We start from the raw sequence: 21,939 nt of genomic DNA on the forward strand, positions 1-21,939 counted from the left end.
CGCTCAGCCCGGACCGGTCAGCCAGCCCAGCACCGATTTCGTCACCTCGGCGATCAGCGGCCGCAGCGCATCGGCGTCACGATCAGCCGACTGCGAGCGCGTCATCACCGACAGCGACACGCGTTGCCCGCTCGGCCCGTAGACCATGCCGATGTCGTTGGTGCTGCCGTAATCCCCGTTGCCGGTCTTGTCGGCGGTGGTCCACCCCGGCGGCAGGCCCGCCCGCATGCTCGAGGTCACATTGTCGCGCATCCACCGTTCCAGCTGGCTTCGCTGTGCCTCGCCGAGAACCGTTCCGGTGAGCAGATTTTGGATTCCGGCGCCCAGGGCCCGCGGGGTGCTGGTATCGCGCGGGTCGCCGGGGATCGCGGCGTTCAATTCGACCTCCCACCGGTCGAGCCGGGTGCGCTCGTCGCCGATGGAGCGGGCGAAGTCGGTGATGGCCGGCGGTCCGCCGACCTCCGCCAGCAGCAGGTTGGCTGCCGCATTGTCGCTGTGCTGCAATGCGGCCGCGCACAGCTGCGCGAGCGGCATGGTGTTACCGGCTTGCGGAGCGGTCACCGGGGAGTTGGGCAGCAGCGCGGCCGGATCGATGAAAACCCGTTGCTGCAAATCCAATTCACCCCGTTGCGTCTTCTGCAGCACCCGCGCCGCGGCGTAGGCCTTGAACGTCGAGCACATCGCGAACGGATCGTCGTCGCGATGGGCCAAGGTGCGTCCCGAGCCCAGATGTGTCGCGAAAAGCCCGATGTAGGCGTTGTATTGGCGTTCCAGCTCGGCCAGGCGGTCGTAGAACTGCGGCGGGTCGGCGTGCGCGGTGGCGCAGCCGCTCAGCGTCGGAACCGTCATGGCGGCCAGCAATAACCGCCGGCGGGTGAGTCCTGGCACTAGTCGTCGGGTGTGAGGCTAGCGACGATATCGGCCACCGGACCCGGCTGCGCCTTGCGGAACGACGTTCCCGCCCACAGGCTCATGCCCTGCGGATCTTCCCGCTCGGCCGCGGCCTCCCGGATCGGCAGCGTCATCTGGTTGACCTCGGGATAACCCAGCGGCGCCACGTTGTCGAACAGGCGAATGAATTCGTTCTCCAGACTCCGCGCATACCGGCCGGAAAACGCCCGGGTGACGATGGTCTTGGAGAAGAGTTGATTCTTCATCGCGACACGTTGCCCGGTGTTGGTGCCCGCTTCATCGCTGAGCAGCAACGCGGTTCCGACCTGTGCGGCCACCGCTCCCCTGCGTAACACGCCCGCCACATCCTCGGCGGTGCCGAGCCCACCCGCCGCGATGATCGGGATGTCGCGGTGCGCCCGGTGAATGCGGTCGATCAGCTGATGCAGCGTTTCGCTGCCGGGATCCATGTCGGGCGCGAAGGTGGCGCGGTTTCCGCCGGCGTTGGGGCCCTGGACCACCAGGCTGTCGGCACCGGCGGCGACGGCCACTCCGGCCTCGTACAGCGATGTCACCGTGACCATCACCAACAGCCCCAGCGCGCCCAGCCGCCGGATCACATCCGGCGACGGAACTCCGTAGGTAAATGACACCAGCTCCGGGCGCAGGTCGGCGACGACTTCGAGCTTGCCCGCCCAATCGTCGTCGTGGCCGAATTCGGGCCGGCCCACATAAACCTGGTAGTGCTCGGCGATCGATTCGAGCGCTTCCGCGTAGAAGTCCAGAGCGACCCAGTCGGCGACACTGGGTTGCGGCACAAGCAGGTTCACGCCGAGCGGGCCGGTGGTCGCGGCGCGCGCCGCGGCGACGTCTTGCGCAAACTGATCCGCGCTCACGTATCCCGCCGGGACGAAGCCGAGTCCGCCCGCGTTGGAGACCGCCGCCGCCAATGCCGGGCTGCCGGGTCCGCCCGACATCGGGGCGCCCACGATCGGCAGGGCGATATCCCAAAAGCCCAGTACCATCCGGCTAGTCCGGCGACGGCGAGCGCCGGCACGGCGCGAGTAATAAGACGGACATTGAGCTACCGTACCATCGCTCGAAGTTGTTGCGGCAGTGATCGTTTGGAAGCATACGGTCCGAGGACCGCGGCGCCGAAGCGCTTGGTCAACAATTGGGCGGCCACCGCGTTGACCTGATCGACGGTGACGTCGTCGATCTTGCGCAGGACGTGCTCGATGCTGCGGTGCTTGCCATAGTTCAATTCGCTACGACCGATGCGGCTCATACGAGAACTGGAGTCTTCCAGGCCAAGCACCATCCCGCCACGCATGGAACCCTTTGCGATTCGGCACTCCGCCTCGGTGATGCCGTCGCGGGCCACCGATTCGAGCACCTCGCTGGTCACCCGCATCACATCGGCGAAGCGGTCGGGCAAGCAGGCGGCGTACACCGACAGCGCACCGCTGTCGGAGAACATGTCGACCGAGGAGTAGACCGAGTAGGCCAAGCCGCGCAGCTCGCGAACCTCTTGGAACAGCCGCGAACTCAGCCCGCCGCCCAGTGCGGTGTGCAGCACCGACAACGCCCAGCGATGTTCCCAGCCGCGTCCCGGGGTGCGCACACCCAGCAACACGTGGGTCTGCTCGGCGTCCCGCTTGGCCACCGACAATCCCGGTTGCCCGGTGACTCGTCCGGCACCCTTGCGCGGCGAAATGGGCTGGCGCCCACGCACCAGACGCGATCCGAAGTACTCGCGCACCAAACCGACCACCTCGTCGTGGTCGACGTTGCCGGCCACCGCGACGACCATCCGTTCCGGCGTGTAGCGCCGCATGTGGAAGGAGTGCAACTGCGCCCGGGTCATCGCCGACACCGATTGCGCGGTACCGATCACCGGGCGCCCGACCGGATGATCGCCGAAGAGCGCCGAGAGGAACATGTCCCCCAGCGCGTCCTCGGGGTCGTCGTCGCGCATCGCGATTTCCTCGAGGACGACATCGCGTTCGAGTTCGACGTCTTCGGCGGCGCAGCGGCCGTTGAGGACCACGTCGGCGACTAGGTCGACGGCCAGCTCGAGATCGCTGTCCAGCACGTGCGCGTAGTAGCAGGTGTGCTCCTTGGCGGTGAACGCGTTCAGCTCGCCGCCAACAGCGTCCATCGCCTGGGCGATGTCGACCGCGGTACGGGTCGGCGTCGACTTGAACAGCAGATGCTCGAGGAAGTGCGCCGCACCGGCGACGGTCGCGCCTTCGTCGCGCGATCCGACACCGACCCACACCCCGACCGACGCGGACCGCACCGCCGGCAGGTACTCGGTGACCACCCGCAGGCCGCCCGGCAACGTGGTGCGGCGCAAGGTGGCCTGCGGCGCGGCTTGCGCCTCGGCGGCTTGCTTGCCCCGCCGCAGGGCACCCACTCGGCCGGAGCGCGCCCCGGCCGTCTCGTCAGCTGCTGGCCTTCTAGACGGAGCTGGCGGCATCGGCCGGCGCGGTCTCCTGAAGGGCTCCCGCATCGGCGGGCGCTGCGCCGTCTTCGTCGACCAGGACCAGCGAGATCTTGCCCCGCTTGTCGATGTCGGCGATCTCCACGCGCAGCTTGTCGCCGACGTTGACCACGTCCTCGACCTTGGCGATGCGCTTGCCCTTTCCGAGCTTGGAGATGTGCACCAGACCGTCGCGGCCGGGCAGCAGCGACACGAAAGCACCGAAATCCGTTGTCTTCACCACGGTTCCGAGGAATCGCTCGCCCACCGTCGGCAGCTGAGGGTTGGCGATGGCGTTGATCCGGTCGATCGCGGCCTGCGCCGAAGGACCGTCGGTGGCGCCGACGAACACGGTGCCGTCGTCCTCGATGGAGATCTGGGCGCCGGTCTCCTCGGTGATCGCGTTGATGACCTTCCCCTTGGGCCCGATGACCTCACCGATCTTGTCGACCGGCACCTTGATGGTGGTCACCCGCGGCGCGTACGGGCTCATCTCGTCGGGGGCGTCGATGGCCTCGGCCATCACCTCGAGGATGGTCAGCCGCGCGTCCTTGGCCTGCGCCAGCGCACCCGCGAGCACCTGCGACGGGATGCCGTCGAGCTTGGTGTCCAACTGCAGCGCGGTGACATAGTCCTTGGTGCCGGCGCACTTGAAGTCCATGTCGCCGAACGCGTCCTCGGCGCCCAGGATGTCGGTCAGCGTGACGAAGCGACGCTCGGTCTTGCCATCCACCTCGACGTCGTCGGAGACCAGGCCCATCGCGATACCGGCCACCGGCGCCTTCAGCGGAACACCGGCGTTCAGCAGCGCCAGCGTGGACGCGCAGACCGATCCCATCGACGTCGAACCGTTGGAGCCCAACGCTTCCGACACCTGACGGATCGCGTAGGGAAATTCCTCGACGCTGGGCAGCACCGGAATCAGGGCCCGCTCGGCGAGCGCGCCGTGCCCGATCTCACGCCGCTTCGGCGAACCGACCCGGCCCGTCTCGCCGGTGGAGAACGGCGGGAAGTTGTAGTGGTGCATGTACCGCTTGGAGGTCTCCGGTCCCAGCGAGTCGATCTGCTGGGCCATCTTGACCATGTCCAGCGTGGTGACACCGAGGATCTGGGTCTCGCCGCGCTCGAACAGCGCGCTGCCGTGCGCCCGCGGAACGACGGCGACCTCGGCCGACAACGCGCGGATGTCGGTGATGCCACGGCCGTCGATGCGGAAGTGGTCGGTCAGGATGCGCTGGCGGACCAGCTTCTTGGTCAGCGAGCGGAACGCGGCGCTGACCTCTTTCTCGCGGCCCTCGTAGGTCCCAGAGGCCCCGGTGAGCCGCTCGAGCACCTCGCCCTTGAGCTCGTCGGTGCGCGCATCACGCTCGGCCTTGCCGCCGATGGTCAGCGCCTTGGCCAGCTCGTCGGTGGCCACCGAAGCGACCGCGTAGTAGACGTCTTCCTGGTAGTCCGGGAACGTCGGGTAGTCACCGACGGGCTTGGCGGCCGCGTCGGCCAGCTCCTGCTGAGCCGTGCACAGCCCGGCGATGAACGGCTTGGCGGCCTCCAGGCCTTCTGCCACAACGGTTTCCGTCGGCGCCTGGGCGCCGCCCTCGACGAGCTCGATGACCTTTTCGGTGGCCTCGGCCTCGACCATCATGATGGCGACGTCTTTTTGGTCGCCTTCACCGACTTTGCGGCCGGCGACGACCATGTCGAACACGGCCCGCTCGAGCTGCTCGACGGTCGGGAACGCGACCCACTGGCCGTCGATCAGCGCGACCCGCACGCCCCCGATGGGGCCGGAGAACGGCAGCCCGCTGATCTGGGTGGAGGCCGACGCGGCGTTGATCGCCAGCACGTCGTACAGGTCGTTGGGGTCCAGGCTCAGGATCGTCACGACGACCTGAATCTCGTTGCGCAGCCCCGAGATGAACGACGGCCGCAGCGGGCGGTCGATCAGCCGGCAGGTCAGGATCGCATCGGTGGACGGCCGGCCTTCGCGACGGAAGAACGAGCCGGGGATGCGCCCGGCGGCGTACATCCGCTCCTCGACGTCGACCGTCAGCGGGAAGAAGTCGAAGTGTTCCTTGGGCGCCTTGCTGGCGGTCGTCGCCGACAGCAGCATGTTCTCGTCGTCGAGGTAGGCGACGACGGCGCCGGCGGCCTGCTGGGCCAGCCGGCCGGTTTCGAATCGGATGGTGCGGGTACCAAAGGTCCCATTGTCGATCGTGGCGGTCGACTCGAACACGCCTTCATCAATTTGAGCTACAGACATAGGTGTCCGTACAGCCTCTCTGAGTTATTCAGCTGTTTCGCGTCGTCACCCGCGACCCGGAGGCCCGGACCAGCTCACCGGCCCGGAAGGACCCGCGAGCCACCCCTGCGAACAACCCTCAAAGAGTCTGAATACGGCTACGGCCGTCGATCGAAGCGGCCGACCTACCCCAGATCCGGGGAGCCCGGCTGCCACTACCGAAGACCGCCCGATACAGACTGGGCTGTTCCCGTCGTGACACGCTGGAACGGAGCACGCGGATCTGCGTGGACCGCACCGTTTGCCCGGGCCAGACAGGCCCAGAACGCTCCCACTCTACATGGGCGAACTCGCCCACCAGAATGGTGTGGGATGGGCGCTGCGTCAGCGACGCAGGCCCAGCCGGTCGATCAGCGAGCGGTAGCGCTCGACGTCGATTTGCGAGATGTACTTGATCAGCCGGCGCCGCCGACCGACCAGCAGCAGCAGGCCGCGCCGCGAGTGGTGGTCGTGCTTGTGCACCTTGAGGTGCTCGGTCAGGTCGGCGATGCGCTTGGTCAGCAGCGCGATCTGCGCCTCCGGCGATCCGGTGTCGGTGTCATGCAGGCCGTATTGGCCCAGAATTTCTTTTTTCTGCTCGGCAGTAAGCGCCACGAAATAACCCCATCAATAGGTCCGCGAATGTTCTGTGTCCAGGCACGGCCGCCGCGAACCGCAGCACGCGCCGATGTCGGAGGGAAGTTTAGCAGCCAGGAAGGTCCGGCCTCGAATCGTCGGACGCTGGTGGGAACCGCCCGACATGCGGTCAGTCGGAGAGCAGCGAACGCGTCCGATCGGTGTCCACACCGATCGCGTCCACCAACTCCTTCACCGAACCGAACTTCTCCTGTCCGCGGATGCGGGCGACGAAGTCCAGGGCGACGTGCTGTCCGTAGAGGTCAGCGGTGGTATCGAGGACGAACGCTTCGACGGTGCGGGTGCGTCCGGAGAATGTCGGGTTGGTGCCGACGGAGACGGCGGCCCGGTAGCGCTCGCCCGGGATGACGGTGCCGGTTACCGGCCCATGCCCGAGCACGGTGAACCAGGCGGCATACACGCCGTCGGCCGGGATGGCCGAATACATCGGCGGCGCGACGTTCGCGGTGGGAAAACCCAGCTCGGCACCGCGCCCGTGACCGCGGACGACGACACCTTCGACGCGATGCGGGCGACCCAGCGCCTCGGTGGCCGCCACCATGTCGCCGGCGTCCACGCAGGAGCGGATGTAGGTGGACGAGAACGTCACGTTCTCGTTGCTGTGGTGCTCGGACAGCAGCGACATCGACTCCACCGCGAACCCGAACCGTTCACCGGCCTTACGCAGCGTGTCGACCGTCCCGATTGCCTTCTTGCCGAAGGTGAAGTTCTCCCCCACCACGACCTCGATCACGTGCAGGTTCTCCACCAGCAGCTCGTGCACGTAGCGCTCCGGCGTGAGCTTCATGAAGTCCGTGGTGAACGGCATCACCAGGAAGACGTCGACACCCAACTCCTCGACAAGCTCGGCGCGTCGGGTCAGGGTGGTCAGCTGCGCGGGATGACTGCCCGGATAGACCACTTCCATCGGATGCGGATCGAACGTCATCAGGACGGCCGGCACGTTGCGTGCCCGACCGGCTTTCACCGCGTGCGAAATCAATTCGGCATGACCTCGGTGCACGCCGTCGAACACCCCGATCGTGAGCACGCATCGGCCCCAGTCAGTGGGGATCTCATCTTGGCCGCGCCACCGCTGCACGACCGCAAGCCTACGGTGCACTCCGGCCCGACGCGCCGTAGGATCCCGATTCCGCTGTGGCGGGCCCGGCGTTTCGACTCGACCACCGGGCCGGTCAGCACGCCAGACCAGACGTAGTTTGCCTAAACTTTGCGGTTGTGAGGGCTGACGACGAGGCTGGCGGTCTCACCGCGGTTGGCCAGGACTATCTCAAGGTCATCTGGAATGCCCAGGAGTGGTCGGTGGAAAAGGTCAGCACCAAGATGCTGGCCGACCGAATCGGGGTGTCGGCCAGCACCGCCTCGGAGTCGATCCGCAAACTCGCCGAGCAGGGGCTGGTCCACCACGCGAAGTACGGCGCGGTGACCCTGACCGACGCCGGCCGGCGCGCGGCGCTCGAAGTGGTGCGCCGGCACCGGCTACTGGAGACGTTCCTGGTCAACGAGCTCGGCTACGGCTGGGACGAGGTGCACGACGAGGCCGAGGTGCTAGAGCACGCCGTCTCCGATCGCCTGGTGAGCCGCATCGACGCCAAACTCGGCTTCCCGCAGCGCGACCCGCACGGTGACCCGATCCCGGCGTCCGACGGCCAGGTCCCCACCCCGCCGGCGCGCCAGCTGTGGGCGTGCGGCGAGGGCGAAACCGCGACGGTGGCCCGCATCTCCGACAAGGACCCGGAGATGCTGCGGTACTTCGACAGCGTCGCGATCAACCTCGACTCGCGGCTGCGGGTCGTCACGCGCCGCGAATTCGCCGGCATGATCTCGGTCGCCATCGAGGCCGACGGCGCCGAGACCACCGTCGACCTGGGCAGCCCGGCCGCCCGGGCAATCTGGGTCGTCCCCTAGCCCGCAACCGCGGGCCGGGCGGCCTGTTGCAGCGCGGACAGTGCCTCGCGGGCCTGGTCAAGCGCGAAATCCAGGCTTTCGACGCGCGAGCGGATGCTGCCGGATAGCTGGTCGGTTCGATGAGCGCTGAGTGCCGGCGTCAGGTAGGTGCGGACGCGCCTGATCGCGGCGGCGGGACTTCGGTCGTTCTGCACGACGGCGAGGTAGAGCTGCTCGACCGTCCAGTGCACGATTTGCTCGATGGGCACGTCGTCGCGCACTTCCCCGGCGGCGCGGCCGGCCTCGATCGCGGGCCCCAGCGTGGCGTTCGCGATCGCCTCGGCTTCGGCGCCGAAGTCGCCCCCGGGCCTGAGCGCGAAAAACTCGCGGACAATCGGGTCGTTGGGCAATTCGCCGACCAGATAGACGAATGCCGCCTCGAGCTTGGCGAATGTGCCGACCTGGCGGTCCATTTCCGTCACGCATTCGCGCGTGAAGCGATCTGCCCGCGCCAGCGCGACCGCGACGACGAGCTGATCGCGCCCGCCGAGCTTGCGGAACGCCGTGGCCCGCGACACGTGGGCCGCCGCGGCAATCGCCTCGATGGACAGTTCCTCGACTCCGTGACGGTCCAGCCACGCGTCGGCGGCCCGAATCAACCGGTCCCGCACGCTATCCGGGAGCACGAAGACGACCCCGCGACGGCCGAAAGCCGGCCAACAAAGTGATGTGCACCACAGCAGTGGTGGTACTGTAAGGAGGTCGAATCTCAGGGAGGAGACTTTCGATCTGAAAGTCGAAGGGGCCGCGCCGCTCGACTCGAGGAGAGACCATGGAGACCGCCGCCTGCCCAGCCCTGCCCAAACTGGAATCGCTGCCGTTCGCGAACGACCGGAATCAGGCGTGGCAAACGCTTCTCGCCGCGGGAAAGGTCGCGGTATCCGACGCCGGCGTCTATTTCCTGAGCTCCGCCGACGTCGTGGAGCAGGCGGCGACGTCGCCCGGCCTGTTCTCCTCGCAAGGAGCCTTCGATTTCTCCGGAAGCCCCTTTCCACTGGTGCCGATCGCGTCCGATCCGCCCGAACACACCCGCTATCGCAAGACGCTGGACAAATTCTTCGGCCCCCGCCGGATGGCCGAGCGAGCACCGGAGCTGCGTAAGCAGCTGGGCGAGCTCATCGACGGAATCAAGGCGTCCGGCGATACCTGCGACGCCATGAGCGCGCTGGCCATTCCGTTCCCCTCGCAGGTGTTCTTGACGCTGTTCGGCCTGCCGCTCGCCGAGCGGGACCGGTTGCTGCTCTGGAAGGACGCGCTGCTGAACTTCTCCGCGGCCGAGGGCACCACGGCATCCCCCGAGGCGCTGGCCCAAAGCGGCGAAATAATCACCTACCTGGCCGAACACATCGCCGCCCGGCGCAGCAACAGCGACGGCGACGATCTGCTGACGCAGTTGCTGACCGACACCAGCGAGGGTGCGCTCACCGATCAGGAGGTCATCGGGCTCTGCGTCCTGTTCATCATCGCGGGCCTGGACACCGTGACCGCGGCCAGCGGGTTCGCGCTTTACGAACTGGCCCGCAACCCGGCGCTGCGGGCCAGGCTGATCGCCGACGAGGGTGCGATCCCCGACTTCATCGAGGAACTGCTTCGCGTCGACTCGCTGGTGCCCTATGTCCCGCGGATGACCACCGAAGACGTCGACGTCGCCGGCGTGACGATTCCCGCGGGCTCACAATGCTGGCTCGGCCTCGGGACGGCCAACCACGATCCCGAGCGCTACCCCGACACCGACGCGTTCCACGACACCCGCAGCAGCCACTTCGCGTTCGGTCGCGGTCCGCACCGCTGCCTGGGTTCACACCTGGCCCGCCTCGAGCTGCGCCTGATCATCGAGGAATGGAACCGGCGGATTCCCGAGTACTCGCTGCTGACCGAGCCTACAGTCGGATGGCCTTGCGGCACACTGCATTTCGGCCAACTTCAGCTCAAGATCGGCTAGCTCAGCAGACCCTTCGCGATGTGGGTTACCTGGACCTCGTTGCTGCCGGCGTAAATCATCAGCGACTTGGCATCGCGGGCCAGCTGCTCGACGCGGTATTCGGCCATATAGCCGTTGCCGCCGAACAACTGCACGGCCTCCATCGCCACCTCGGTGGCCGTCTCCGAGGAGTACAGCTTGACCGCCGACGCCTCGGCCAGCGTCAGCGGCTTGCCGGCCTGCTGACGCTCGATCGTCATGAACACCATGTTCTGCACGTTCATCCGGGCGATCTCCATCTTCGCCAGCTTCAGCTGGATCAGCTGGAACTGCCCGATGTTCTTGCCCCACAGCGTGCGGGTCTTCGCGTATTCCACACAGAGCCGGTGACATTCGTCGATGATGCCCAGCGCCATCATCGCGATCCCGATCCGCTCGGCGGCGAAGTTGTCGCGGGCTGATTCGCGGCCGTCGCCGCTGGCGTGCTGTTCGCTCTCGCCGAGCAGCCGGTCCGGGGTCAGCCGCACGTTGTCGAAGAACAACTCGCCGGTCGGCGAGGACATCATGCCCATCTTCTTGAACGGCTTGCCCTGCGTCAGGCCTTCCATCCCCGCGTCGAGCACGAAAACCAGCACCGGACGGTTCCGCTTGTCCTGCTTGTCCGGGCCCGCGTTGCCTTCGTCGAGTTTCGCGTAGACGACCAGGACGTCGGCGTAGGGCCCGTTGGTGATGAACGTCTTCTGCCCGTTGAGGATGTAGTCCTCGCCATCGCGCTTCACGTAAGTCTTCATGCCACCGAACGCGTCCGAGCCGCAGTCCGGTTCGGTAATCGCCCACGCCGCAATCTTTTCCAGCGTCATCAGCTCGGGCAGCCAGCGCTCCTTCTGGGCCAGCGTGCCGCGGCTCATGATGGTCGCCGCGCCCAGGCCGAGGCTCACCGACGCGGTACTCAGCAGTCCGATGCTGACCCGCGCGATCTCGGAAACCAGCACTGCGACCATCGACTGCTGGCCGCTCATGCCGCCGGAATCGTCTGCGCTGCTCTGCTTTTCACCGCCGGCCTCGGCGCGCTCGCGGTCCAGCATCTTCTTGACCGACTCGGCGGCCATGGCGTCGAGGCCGAACTGGCTGAAAAACTTCCGGGCGATCGGATACGGCGACAGCGCACCGGTTTCCAGTTCGTCCAGATGCGGGCGAATCTCCTTGTCCACGAACTGACGAACGGCATCCCGCATCATCAGATCGGTCTCGGACCACTCGATCATGGTGTTTCCCCCGGCCGCGCGCCGCTCAGCGCTCGGCCCGCTGGTACGCGGTGACGACGGCGGCCCCGCCCAGCCCGATGTTGTGTTGCAGTGCGGCGCTGACGTTGTCGACCTGACGCTTGTCGGCCTGGCCGCGCAGCTGCCAGTTCAGCTCGGCGCACTGCGCCAACCCGGTCGCACCCAGTGGGTGGCCCTTGGAGATCAGGCCGCCGGACGGGTTGACCACCCAGCGTCCGCCGTAGGTGGTGTCGCCGTTGTCGATCAGCTTGGGCGCCTCACCCTCGCCGCACAGGCCAAGGGCTTCGTAGAGCAGCAGCTCGTTGGCCGAAAAGCAGTCGTGCAGCTCGATCACCTGGAAGTCCTCCGGCCCCAGGCCGGACTGGTGGTAAACCCGTTCCGCCGCTTGCACATTCATGTCGTAGCCGATCAGACCCTTGGCGCTGCCGTCGAAGGTGGACTTGAAGTCGGTCGTCATCGCCTGCCCGACGATCTCCACCGCCTGACCGGCCAGCGAGTGCCGGTCGACGAAAGCCTCCGAGGCCAGGATCGCCGCGCCCGAACCGTCCGAGGTCGGCGAGCACTGCAGCTTGGTCAGCGGGTCGTAGATCATCTTCGCGGCCAGGATGTCGTCGAGGGTGTACTCGTCTTGGAACTGGGCGAACGGATTGTTCACCGAATGCTTGTGGTTCTTGTAGCCGATCTTGGCGAAGTGCTCGGCGGTGCTGCCGTACTGCTTCATGTGTTCGCGCCCGGCCGCGCCGAACATCCAGGGCGCCACCGGGAAGGCGAACTCGCTGATCTCGGCCATGGCCTTGACGTGCTTGTCCATCGGATTGGTGCGGTCTTCATAGGTCGACGACAGCGATCCGGGCTTCATCTTCTCGAACCCCAGCGCGATCGTGCAGTCGGCCAACCCGCCGCGAATCGCCTGCGCCGCCAGGAACAGCGCGGTGGAGCCGGTCGAACAGTTGTTGTTGACGTTGACGATCGGGATGCCGGTCAGGCCCAGCTCGTAGAGCGCGCGCTGCCCCGCGGTCGACTCGCCGTAGACGTAGCCGACGTAACCCTGCTCGATCTCGCTGTAGTCGATGCCCGCGTCGGTCAACGCGTTAGTCCCCGACTCCCGCGCCATGTCCGGGTAGTCCCAGCCCTCGCGGCGGCCCGGCTTCTCGAACTTCGTCATGCCGACGCCGATGACATAAACCTTGTTGGACATAGCGCGCGCCTTCCGGAGATGTGGGCAAGTTGACACCCGTCTAGTCCGGAGCTTAGCGGGGCACACTTGGTCGCTGGAACCCCCGCCGCGGCTCGCGCGCCCGACGCGTCAGGCAGGGTCGACGAAGACCGGGTCCTCCCCCGACATGCCGGCCACCACGGCGGCAAGCTGATTCGGCTTGCCGATCAGCCCGACTTGCAGCTCGGATTCGCGTTTGAGGGCGGCCGCGGCGTCGTTGCTGAGCCAAGTTTCGTCGTAGAGGCGCTTGGCGGCGCGGACGGCATCGGGTGATTTCCGCGCGATCTCGTCGGCGAGTTCCAGCGCCGAGGCCAGCGGGTCGTCACTGATCCGGGTCACCAGTCCGAGCGCCAAAGCCTCGCTGCCAGGCACAATGCGGCCGCTGAAGGTCAACTCCTTGGCAACGTCGATCGGCACGAGTCGTGGGAGTGTCTGCGTGATGGCCATGTCGGGAACCAGCCCCCACTTGACCTCCATGATGGACAGCTTCGCATCGGGTGCGGCGATCCGGATGTCGGCGCCCAGCGCGATCTGCAGACCGCCGCCGAAGCAATTGCCGTGAATCGCGGCGATGACCGGCGCCGGCACCAGCGACCAGTCATAGGCCACCCGCTGTGCGAAGTTGGCCACCCGGTCGCTGTCGCGCTCCAGCAGAACGCCGGTGCCACCGCTTCCGGACATGAAGCTCGCGACGTCCAGGCCCGAGCAGAAGCTCTTCCCCTCGCCGTGCAACACGACCACGCGAACCGAATTATCTTGCGCCAGTTGCGCTGCCGCATTCATCAAGCCCTCGAACATGGCTTGGTCCAGCGCATTGTGCTTGTCGGTGCGCACCATCGTCACCGTGGCCACGCCACCGTCCCCGATACGCACCCGGACCCTGTCTTCGCTCACTCGTGGAACTTACCGCGACGTTTAACCCGAGCCACTGCAGGGCAGGCTGGATATCGGTGCGACGCGCCCAATCCCCGCCCGATATGCGTACGCTCGAATGAACACCAACGACGAAAGAATCACGACCATGAAGGCAACGGTCACGCCCGAAGCCGCCCCCGTGATCGCCGAGATCGCCCAGCGCCACGGACTATCCCAAGAAGCGGTGTTGTCCATGCTGTTCGCGCTGCGCGCCGGCGGCGGCACCATGGCCCAGTTCTCGATTCCCGAGCTCGGCGGCAGCGGGCAATGGATGCGCGGCGGGATGACGATGGTCGGCGACATGTTCGACAACGCGCTGAAGGCGCGCGTCGACGCGCTGTGCAACGAGCTGGTTGCGCTGCTGGCCACGACCACGGTATTTCCGCCCTCGGCGGCGCACTCCGAGGCGGGGATGCTTGCGTCGAACAACTGGTGGCCCGCCGACCTCGGGGTGCCCAGCGCGGCGGGCGCCCAAAACGACGTGCGCTATGCGTTCTTCCCCGGCACTCGGCGGCTGGCGATCCAGATCGGCGGTGTTACATGGGTTTTCGACACCGGGGAGCACCAGATCGGCGGCGTGCAACAGCAGCAGGGCGGCGGCTACGGCTCGGTGGTTTTCACCAGCCAGTTGGGCACCTTCGGCGTATCGAGTTTGCGTGACCTCGGGGCGCCGCCGACGACGCAAGCCCAGTCCGCCGCACCCCCGCCGGCTCCCGCTCCACCCGCTCCGCAGTATCAGTCGCAGCAGTCCGGCCTGCCGCTGCAGTTCACACCCGAGCCGCCGCGGGCCGCGGCCGGCCGCACCCGAGCCGTCCAAGCCCACTTCCGGTCAGTCCGAGGATGCCGCGGCCATCGTCGCGGCCATCGAGTCGCTCGCCGGATTGCATCAGCGCGGCATCCTCTCCGACGAGGAGTTCGCCACGAAAAAGGCGGAACTGCTCAGCCGGCTCTGACGGCCTAGAGGGTCGCGGGGCGAATCACCACGACGGACTTGGTCCGCGAACCCTCGTCGCGCAGCAGCGCGATCACCCGGCCGGCGTCGTCGCTGGCGGCATACACACCGTCGATTCCGGCCGGTGACAACGGCCGGCCGTGGCCGGTCGCCTGCGCCTCGTCGGGGGTCAGCACCCGGCGCGGGAACACCAGCAGGCAAGCGTCGTCCAGGGTCCAGCTCAGCCGCGGCTGCGCGACGAGTTCCTCGAGTGTGCGCGCCTGGTCGAGCCCGAAGCGCCCGACGCGGGTGCGCCGCAACGACGTCAGATGCCCGCCCACCCCGAGCGCGTTGCCCAGGTCGCGGGCCAGTGCACGGATGTAGGTGCCCGACGAGCAGTCGACGTCGACGTCGAGGTCGATCAGCGAGCCGGGCCGCCGCGTAGCCGACACCTCGAACCGGTCGATGCGCACCGGGCGGGCCTTGAGGTCGACGGCCTCCCCCTCGCGGACTAATTGATAGGCGCGACGGCCGCCGACCTTGATCGCACTGACCGCCGACGGCACCTGCTCGATGTCGCCGCGCAGCGCGGCAACGGCCGTCGCGATCACCTCGTCGGTCAAATGCGAGGCCGAAATACTGTGCAGCAGTTCACCTTCGGCATCTTCGGTGGAGGTGGTCTGGCCCAGGCGGATTGTGGCGGCGTACGACTTGCCCGACGCCGTCAACAGGCCGAGGATCTTGGTGGCCCGGTCGATTCCGAGCACCAGCACGCCGGTGGCCATCGGGTCCAGGGTGCCGGCGTGGCCCACCCGCCGGGTGGAAAAGATTCGCCGGCAGCGCCCCACCACGTCGTGGCTGGTCATACCGGCCGGCTTGTCGACGACGAGAATGCCTGGGCCGGTGGGGCTTTCGGTCATAGCACGATCGCGGTGAGCACGATCCCGCGGTCGACCGACCAGCGACCGCGCAGCGCGGTCAGCGGCGGACCCGACAGCGCCTCCGGATCGATCAGAATCTGCGAGACAAACGTGCCGCCCGCCGGTCCGTCGGCCTCGAAACTGATGCGGGCGTCTTCGAAGCCCAGCCATCGCTTGGTCAGTGGGAACCACGCCTTGTACGTTGCTTCCTTGGCGCAGAACAGGATTCGATCCCAATGCAGACCGCCGGGCATTGCCTGGGGAATTTCGTTGCGCTCGGCGGGCAGGCTGATCGCATCCAGCACGCCGCTGGGCAACACGTCGTGCGGTTCGGCGTCGATGCCCACCGAGCGCACCACGGCGCTGCGCCCCACCACCGCGCCGCGATACCCCGTGCAGTGAGTGAGGCTGCCGACCACGCCGTCGGGCCAGCAGGGTTCTCCCTTGTCGCCCTTGAGGATTGGCACCGGCGGTAGGCCCAGCTCGCCCAGCGCGATGCGCGCGCAGTACCGGACGGTGATGAACTCGTTGCGCCGCTTGGCAACCGACTTGGCGACCAACGGCTCCTCTTCGGGTAACGGCGCCAGACCGGGCGGGTCGGAGTACAGCTCCGAATACGCCATCGAATGCGCCACTTCGGAGGTCGCCGGCAACACCGACGACACCAGCGTGTCCGCGGTCATCGCGATTGCCGCTGCCGCAATTTCTCCCGGAACTGCGCGGCCTGCGCCTTCATCTCGGGAGTGATCACGAAGTGCCCGCCGAAGTCGTTGAGGTAGCCCGGCGCGTACTGCGGGTCCGGCAGCACCTGACGCAGCCAGGTGTACGGCTTGCGGCGCCGCCATTCGCGCGGGTAGCCGACCGAGACTTCTTCGAAACGCACGTCGTCGTACCAGGTGGTCCGCGGGATGTGCAGGTGGCCGTAGACCGAGCAGATGGCGTTGTAGCGGGTGTGCCAGTCGGCGGTCTTGGTGGTCCCGCACCACAGCGAGAACTCCGGATAGAACAGCGCGTCGCAGGGCTCGCGCACCAGCGGGAAATGGTTCACCAGGACGGTCGGTGTCATCCAGTCGAGTTGCTCCAACCGCGCCCGGGTGATGTCCACCCGCTCGCGACACCACGCGTCGCGGGTGGGGTACGGCTCCGACGAGAGCAGGAATTCGTCGGTGGCCACCACGTTTTGCTGGCGTGCGATTTCCAGGCCTTCGGCTTTGCTCCGCGCCCCCTCTGGCAAGAAGGTGTAGTCGTAGAGCAGAAACATCGGCACGATCGTGGCCGGGCCACCGCGTTCGGTCCACACCGGGTAAGGATGATCCGGCGTGATCACGCCCATCTCGTCGCAGATGTTGACCAGGTAGTCGTAGCGCGCCTTGCCGAACACCTGCATCGGATCGCGATTGGTGGTCCACAGCTCGTGGTTGCCCGGCACCCAGATCACCTTGGCGAACCGGCGTCGCAGCAGGTCAAGGGCCCAGCGGATCTCGTCGGTGCGCTCGGCGACGTCTCCGGCGACGATCAGCCAGTCCTCAGGCGAGGACGGATGCAGCGATTCGGTGATCGGCTTATTACCCAAGTGACCTGTGTGCAAGTCGGATACCGCCCACAGTGTCGGTTGGGGGGTCGGCTGCGCACCGTTAGTCGAGTCCCGTGTCACCACGAGTAACCAGCCTAACGACCGCTGGTGGCCCCCCCGCTGCGCCGCGGCTTTCGGCCGGCCCTTCGGCGTTTGCCGCCGACCGATTAGAGCAAGTTTAGGCTTGACTGTGACCTTTCGCACGTGACTTGTAAACTCCCGGCAAAAGGGACGGCCGAGGGTAGGGGGTGTCATGTTCAGCAAGGTGCGCCTGCTCGGGGCGCTCGGTGCGGTGATGACAGCGGTCATAGCGGGCACCGTGGGCTTGCACAGCGCGCCGCCGCCTGCCAGCGGCAAGACCGTGGATCTGCGGTCCACCGCGCAGCCGATGGAAACCACTATGAAGAGCCCGATCATCGCGACCACCGATCCGAGCCCGTTCGATCCGTGCCGGGACATCCCGTTCGACGCTTTGCAGCGGCTAGGGCTGGCGTTCACCCCGCCGGAGCCCCAGGACGGGCTGCGCTGCCAGCTCGATGCGGGTAACTACCAGCTGGCCGTCGAGCCCATCATCTGGCGCACCTATGAGCAGTCCCTGCCGGCGGACGCCCTCGAGACCACGATCCAGGGACACCGCGCCGCCACGTACTGGGTGCTCAAGCCAACCTACCACAACAGCTACTGGTTCTTCTCCTGCATGGTGGGCTTCAAGACCAGCTACGGGGTGCTGCAGCAGGCGCTGTTCTACTCGACGGTTTACTCCAACCCCGAGGTCGACTGCCCGTCCACCAACCTGCAACGGGCCAACGACCTCACGCCGTACTACAAGTTCTAGCGCCGTCTTTGTGGCCGAAATGAATTCGCGCCGGCGTCAATTTTGATTGCCGGCCGGCCTTACCCTGGTGGACGTGAGCATGACATCGACCCGACCCGCCGAGCCCGCGCTGCACAGCCTGACCCAGGCCGGCGTCAGTGCCGCGGGCCGGCTCCTGGGTCTGCGGCCGGCCACCACCGGCTACACCGTGAATCGAATCGAAGTCCCGATGCGCGACGGGGCGCGGCTGGTGGCCGATCACTACGCACCGGCCACGTCCACGCCGGCCGGCAGCGTGCTGGTCCGCGGACCCTACGGGCGTGCGTTTCCGTTCTCGTCGGTGTTCGCCCGGCCCTATGCCGCCCGCGGTTACCACGTGGTGCTGCAGAGTGTGCGTGGCACGTTCGGGTCCGCGGATGATTTCGAGCCGATGGTCAACGAGGCCGCCGACGGCGCCGATACCGCCGCCTGGCTGGTCAAGCAGCCCTGGTTCACCGGCCGCTTCGCCACCATCGGGCTGTCGTATCTGGGTTTCACGCAGTGGGCGTTGCTGCAAGACCCGCCGCCGGAGCTGGCCGCGGCCGTCGTCTCCGTGGGCCCGCACGACTTCCACGCCGCGATATGGGATACCGGCTCGTTCACCACTGACTTTCTCGCGTGGAGCTACATGGTGTCCCGGCAGGAGGACCCCAGTCGCCTCCGGGCCGGAATCCGCCAGCTGCAGGCTCCCCGCAAGCTCACGCAGGCTGCCGCCGGGCGGCCGTTCGGTGAGTCGGCACGCGCACTGCTCGGCACCCGGGCACCGTGGTTCGAATCCTGGGTGGAGCACCGCGATCAGGACGACGCGTTCTGGGAGCGAATGCGGTGCGACGCCGCGCTGGATCGCGTCCAGGTGCCGGTGCTGCTGACCGGTGGCTGGCAAGACGTCTTCATTGGCCAGACGTTGCAGCAGTACGCGCACCTGCGCCGCCGCGGCGTGGACGTGGCGCTCACGGTCGGGCCCTGGACCCACACCCAGATGCTCACCAAGGGGTTGGCGACCAACGTCCGCGAGACCTTGGAGTGGCTGGACATCCATTTGGGGGGCAGCACGACAGCGAGCCGGTCCAGCAGGGTTCGGGTCTGCGTCACCGGCCAGGGCTGGCACAACCTGCCCGACTGGCCGCCGGTCACTTCGCCGCGCGCGCTGTATCTGCGGCCCGGCCGCTACCTGGACGACACGTCGCCGACCGACCTGCCGAAGCTGCCGCCGGCGACGTTCCGCTACGATCCCGCCGACCCGACACCGACGATCGGCGGTCCGCTGTTGTCCATAGCCGGCGGTTACCGCGACGACAGCCGCCTCGCGCTGCGCGACGACGTCCTGACGTTCAACAGCGCGACCCTGCTGCACGATCTGGGCGTGTACGGCAGTCCGGTCGTCGAGCTGGCACACCACGCCGACAATCCGCACGTCGACCTGTTCGTCCGGGTCAGCGAGGTCGACGCGAAGGGCCGGTCGCGCAACGTCAGCGACGGTTACCGGCGGCTGAGCGCGCCCGCGAAGACCGTCAAGATCGAACTCGACCCGATCGCGCACCGCTTCCGCGCCGGCTCGCGCATCCGGCTGCTGATCACCGGCAGCTGGTTTCCGCGCTACGCGCCCAACCCGGGCACCGGCGAACCGACGCTGACGGCCCGGCAATCGAAGCCGGCCACCCACACCATCGCCTATGGACGCTCCCGGCTGCTGCTTCCGGTCGGCCCGCTCGACCCCTCAGCCAACGGCGTCGCGAACCCGGGCGGCGACCGCGGCTAGCGAGGCTTGGTCATGAACGGGGTCGTGGACCGGCGCCGCCACGGCCGGCAGCACGGGCAGCTGCACCCAGCTGGTGCAGCCCCCGTACTCGGGCGTGCGGGTCAGACGGATAGGCTCGAGCAGCGGACTCACCGACACCACCAGCGCGGCGAGTTTGTGCTTGGGCCGGAAGTCGAGCCGGTCGGCGCGCACCGACTCGGCGGTCCAGATGTGCAAGTCTTCGATCTCCGAGAGCCGCTCGGGTCGGTTGACCGCGAGTACCGCAACCACTTTCGCGGCCACCCGGACCACCAGCCGATCCTCGGTGCTGTCGGCCGCCGCGGCGGCAAGCAGGTCGCGATGCTCGGGCCTGACGCGCTCGGCGTGGCTGTGCGCGATCGTCGGGAACAGCAGGAACTCGTTGGATGCGACCTGGAACCGCTTCTCCCCGATGCCGCCCTTGCGCAGCAACACATACTGGCGGCCATCGAGCAGTGCATGCACGGCCGCGCTCCACTCCTTGAGCGCGGGCGTCGTTGCGGTCAGCGTCATTTCGTCGCGGCGAGGCGGGCGATGACCTCGGGCCGGCGCAACGGCGGGACGGTTTTGGGTGGTTGGCGGCGCGGAGGCAGGGACTCCAACAGGCGCGTCGTCGTCTGTGTCACCTCGGTCACGGCGGCCTCAAACGCCTCGAGGTTGGCCGCCGACGGGCGGCTGACGCCACTGACTTTGCGCACATACTGCCGCGCGGCCGCGGCGATTTCCTCGACCGTGGCCGACGGCTGCAGACCACGCAGTTCGGTGATGTTTCGGCACATCCCTCAAACATAGGCGGCGTTTGGCCGCTCAGCGGCAGCAATCGGCTCGACGTTCGCCTGACGACGATGGCACCCGCGACCAGCAACACACGAATTTCGGATTTTGTTGGCGCCGGAGCTATCGGAACCGGATGAATACTGTATACAGTAGTCCTTTCGCGAGCTTCGCACACCGGCTCCCGCACCGCCGACCACGGCAGCGGACCGACGGCAAGACGAGGGAACCAATGGATTTTGGGGCGTTGCCACCCGAAGTGAATTCAGGCCGAATGTATTCGGGCCCCGGACCCGCGACCCTGCTGGCCGCCTCCGCGGAGTGGGAGGAATTGGCCGCAGAGATGCACCTCGCCGCCAGTCAGTGCGAGTCGGTGGTTGCCCAACTGATCGGTGAGTCGTGGCGGGGCTCGTCGGCGACGGCGATGACGCAGGCGGTTTTGCCGTACGCCGGATGGGTCAGGAGCACGGCCGCACGATGCGAGGACGTGGCCACCAAGGCCACCGTCGCAGCGTCGGCGTACGAAACCGCCTACGCGATGATGGTGCCACCACCGGTCATCGTGGCCAACCGCGCTCGCCTTGCGGCATTGATTGCGAGCAACCTCGTCGGGCAGAACACGCCCGCCATCATGGTTGCTGAGGCCGAGTACAGCGAAATGTGGGCCCAAGATGCGGCGGCAATGTACAGCTATGCGGCCAATTCTGCTGGTGTGTCCGGACTTTCATCCTTTGCTCCTCCGCCGAGCACAACCGATCCCGGTGAGGGGGCTTCGGCCAAATTGTTGAACTCGGCGGCATCGACACTGCGAGGACTCGCCGGCCCCGGAAACGGCGCATCGATCGCGATGGGTGCCGGGGCGCCGCTGGCATCGTCGGGGATTTCTTCCTCCCTGACGATGCTGTCGCGGCTGGCCAAGACCTCCGCCAAAAGCCCGGGTACAAGTACCACCGCCGGAATGCAGGCGGCCGCCCAACTCGCCACCTCCGCGATTACCGCCCTGCTCGACATCCCCAGTAGCACCGCGCCCGAGATCGGCACCAGCGCGCTGGGTTTCGGCTCGGACGGCTTGGGCTTGGGCACCGACATCAGCGGGTTCGCTCTCGACCTGGCCGGCTCCGGCCTCGAATTGGTCGGCGGTGACTCGCTTTTGGGTGCCGAAGAGGCGGTGCCCGCCGAACTCGGTGCGATCGGTCCGCTGGACCTGCTCAACCCATTGGCCGACCCCTGGTCGGCGGGGTTGAGCGGCGAGCCGTCGGCGGCCCTCAGTCATGCGTCCCAACTGGGAACCCTGTCGGTGCCGCCCGGCTGGGCCGATGCGCTATCGAAGGACGCGGGCAGCCAAGGCATGCACGGTGCCGCTTCGGCGGGCTACCACGGCCCGGCACATCGACACGCCGGCAAGCTCCCCGTCGGTGGCATGGTGGGCCACGACGGCGGCCGACCGGCGCACCGAGTGGGCGTGCAAACCTCCCTCATTCCACGTTCACCGATAGGAGGCTAGCCAAGTGCCATCGG

Annotated in this window: 20 protein-coding genes and 1 pseudogene; 6 read left to right on the forward strand and 15 right to left on the reverse strand. The window is 67.3% G+C overall.

The features are described 5' to 3' along the window. Positions 1 to 3: 3 nt before the first annotated feature. The 6 genes from bla to G6N54_RS07960 form a co-directional block, all read right to left on the reverse strand. Positions 4 to 849, reverse strand: coding sequence for a class A beta-lactamase (gene bla, locus G6N54_RS07935; protein ID WP_163789514.1), 846 nt, complete (start codon positions 847 to 849; stop codon positions 4 to 6). A gap of 38 nt (positions 850 to 887) precedes the next feature. After that, positions 888 to 1,916, reverse strand: coding sequence for a nitronate monooxygenase (locus tag G6N54_RS07940; RefSeq protein WP_163789516.1), 1,029 nt, complete (start codon positions 1,914 to 1,916; stop codon positions 888 to 890). 59 nt (positions 1,917 to 1,975) lie between these two features. Continuing rightward, positions 1,976 to 3,373: a M16 family metallopeptidase gene (locus tag G6N54_RS07945; RefSeq protein ID WP_163789518.1), complete on the reverse strand. Its 1,398-nt coding sequence runs from the start codon at positions 3,371 to 3,373 to the stop codon at positions 1,976 to 1,978. Next, positions 3,354 to 5,636, reverse strand: a complete 2,283-nt coding sequence (locus G6N54_RS07950) for a polyribonucleotide nucleotidyltransferase (RefSeq protein ID WP_163789520.1) — start codon at positions 5,634 to 5,636, stop codon at positions 3,354 to 3,356. The genes G6N54_RS07945 and G6N54_RS07950 overlap by 20 nt, the downstream gene beginning before the upstream one ends. A 363-nt stretch (positions 5,637 to 5,999) precedes the next feature. Beyond that, on the reverse strand, positions 6,000 to 6,269 hold the full coding sequence (rpsO, locus tag G6N54_RS07955; protein ID WP_036468159.1) for a 30S ribosomal protein S15: 270 nt from the start codon (positions 6,267 to 6,269) through the stop codon (positions 6,000 to 6,002). A 151-nt stretch (positions 6,270 to 6,420) separates the two neighbouring features. Then, on the reverse strand, positions 6,421 to 7,392 hold the full coding sequence (locus tag G6N54_RS07960; RefSeq protein WP_179969183.1) for a bifunctional riboflavin kinase/FAD synthetase: 972 nt from the start codon (positions 7,390 to 7,392) through the stop codon (positions 6,421 to 6,423). Positions 7,393 to 7,529: 137 nt separating this feature from the next. Between G6N54_RS07960 and mntR the strand changes: the two genes are divergently transcribed. Continuing rightward, a complete protein-coding gene (mntR, locus tag G6N54_RS07965) occupies positions 7,530 to 8,219 on the forward strand; it encodes a manganese-binding transcriptional regulator MntR (protein WP_163789523.1) in 690 nt (229 codons plus the stop codon). Here mntR and G6N54_RS07970 read toward each other — a convergent pair. After that, positions 8,216 to 8,884 carry a TetR/AcrR family transcriptional regulator gene (locus tag G6N54_RS07970; RefSeq protein ID WP_163789526.1) on the reverse strand — a complete coding sequence of 223 codons (669 nt, stop codon included), beginning with the start codon at positions 8,882 to 8,884 and terminating at the stop codon, positions 8,216 to 8,218. The genes mntR and G6N54_RS07970 overlap by 4 nt on opposite strands. A 146-nt stretch (positions 8,885 to 9,030) precedes the next feature. Here G6N54_RS07970 and G6N54_RS07975 point away from each other — a divergent pair, with 146 nt between their 5' ends. Next, positions 9,031 to 10,200: a cytochrome P450 gene (locus G6N54_RS07975; RefSeq protein WP_163789528.1), complete on the forward strand. Its 1,170-nt coding sequence runs from the start codon at positions 9,031 to 9,033 to the stop codon at positions 10,198 to 10,200. Here the strand turns inward: G6N54_RS07975 and G6N54_RS07980 are convergent. From G6N54_RS07980 to G6N54_RS07990, 3 genes are all read right to left on the reverse strand, one after another. Then, complete coding sequence (locus G6N54_RS07980) at positions 10,197 to 11,444, reverse strand: acyl-CoA dehydrogenase family protein (RefSeq protein ID WP_163789530.1); 1,248 nt, start codon at positions 11,442 to 11,444, stop codon at positions 10,197 to 10,199. The two genes, G6N54_RS07975 and G6N54_RS07980, sit on opposite strands and share 4 nt — an antisense overlap. A gap of 25 nt (positions 11,445 to 11,469) precedes the next feature. Next, positions 11,470 to 12,660: a lipid-transfer protein gene (locus tag G6N54_RS07985; protein WP_163789532.1), complete on the reverse strand. Its 1,191-nt coding sequence runs from the start codon at positions 12,658 to 12,660 to the stop codon at positions 11,470 to 11,472. A 108-nt stretch (positions 12,661 to 12,768) separates the two neighbouring features. Continuing rightward, entirely contained in the window at positions 12,769 to 13,572 is an 804-nt protein-coding gene (locus G6N54_RS07990) for a crotonase/enoyl-CoA hydratase family protein (protein WP_163789534.1), read from the reverse strand. 127 nt (positions 13,573 to 13,699) lie between these two features. Between G6N54_RS07990 and G6N54_RS07995 the strand changes: the two are divergent. Further along, positions 13,700 to 14,546 (forward strand): annotated as a pseudogene (locus G6N54_RS07995) (SHOCT domain-containing protein). Positions 14,547 to 14,550: 4 nt separating this feature from the next. On the opposite strand, the gene truB reads toward G6N54_RS07995, so the two are convergent. Genes truB through G6N54_RS08010 form a run of 3 tightly spaced genes read right to left on the reverse strand, consistent with a single transcriptional unit; the run spans position 14,551 to position 17,098 of the window. Next, positions 14,551 to 15,444, reverse strand: a complete 894-nt coding sequence (gene truB / locus G6N54_RS08000; protein ID WP_163789536.1) for a tRNA pseudouridine(55) synthase TruB — start codon at positions 15,442 to 15,444, stop codon at positions 14,551 to 14,553. Then, positions 15,441 to 16,127, reverse strand: coding sequence for a 4'-phosphopantetheinyl transferase PptT (gene pptT, locus G6N54_RS08005; protein ID WP_163789538.1), 687 nt, complete (start codon positions 16,125 to 16,127; stop codon positions 15,441 to 15,443). The genes truB and pptT overlap by 4 nt, the downstream gene beginning before the upstream one ends. Beyond that, on the reverse strand, positions 16,124 to 17,098 hold the full coding sequence (locus G6N54_RS08010; protein ID WP_179969226.1) for a metallophosphoesterase family protein: 975 nt from the start codon (positions 17,096 to 17,098) through the stop codon (positions 16,124 to 16,126). The genes pptT and G6N54_RS08010 overlap by 4 nt, the downstream gene beginning before the upstream one ends. A 172-nt stretch (positions 17,099 to 17,270) precedes the next feature. Here G6N54_RS08010 and G6N54_RS08015 point away from each other — a divergent pair, with 172 nt between their 5' ends. After that, positions 17,271 to 17,852 (forward strand): DUF3558 domain-containing protein, encoded by a 582-nt coding sequence (locus G6N54_RS08015; RefSeq protein WP_163789542.1) that lies wholly within the window; start codon positions 17,271 to 17,273, stop codon positions 17,850 to 17,852. A gap of 73 nt (positions 17,853 to 17,925) precedes the next feature. Beyond that, the gene (locus tag G6N54_RS08020; protein ID WP_163789544.1) at positions 17,926 to 19,629 is read left to right on the forward strand and encodes a CocE/NonD family hydrolase; all 1,704 of its coding nucleotides are present in this window, start codon (positions 17,926 to 17,928) and stop codon (positions 19,627 to 19,629) included. On the opposite strand, the gene G6N54_RS08025 is transcribed toward G6N54_RS08020, so the two are convergent. Further along, positions 19,588 to 20,160, reverse strand: coding sequence for a DUF1802 family protein (locus tag G6N54_RS08025; RefSeq protein WP_163789546.1), 573 nt, complete (start codon positions 20,158 to 20,160; stop codon positions 19,588 to 19,590). The genes G6N54_RS08020 and G6N54_RS08025 overlap by 42 nt on opposite strands. Beyond that, positions 20,157 to 20,426: a DUF2277 domain-containing protein gene (locus G6N54_RS08030; protein WP_163789548.1), complete on the reverse strand. Its 270-nt coding sequence runs from the start codon at positions 20,424 to 20,426 to the stop codon at positions 20,157 to 20,159. The genes G6N54_RS08025 and G6N54_RS08030 overlap by 4 nt, the downstream gene beginning before the upstream one ends. Before the next feature lie 227 nt (positions 20,427 to 20,653). Between G6N54_RS08030 and G6N54_RS08035 the strand changes: the two genes are divergently transcribed. Further along, positions 20,654 to 21,925 (forward strand): PPE family protein, encoded by a 1,272-nt coding sequence (locus tag G6N54_RS08035; protein ID WP_163789550.1) that lies wholly within the window; start codon positions 20,654 to 20,656, stop codon positions 21,923 to 21,925. Positions 21,926 to 21,939 lie beyond the last annotated feature (14 nt).

This window comes from Mycobacterium stomatepiae, from assembly GCF_010731715.1.
Taxonomy (GTDB): Bacteria; Actinomycetota; Actinomycetes; order Mycobacteriales; family Mycobacteriaceae; genus Mycobacterium; species Mycobacterium stomatepiae.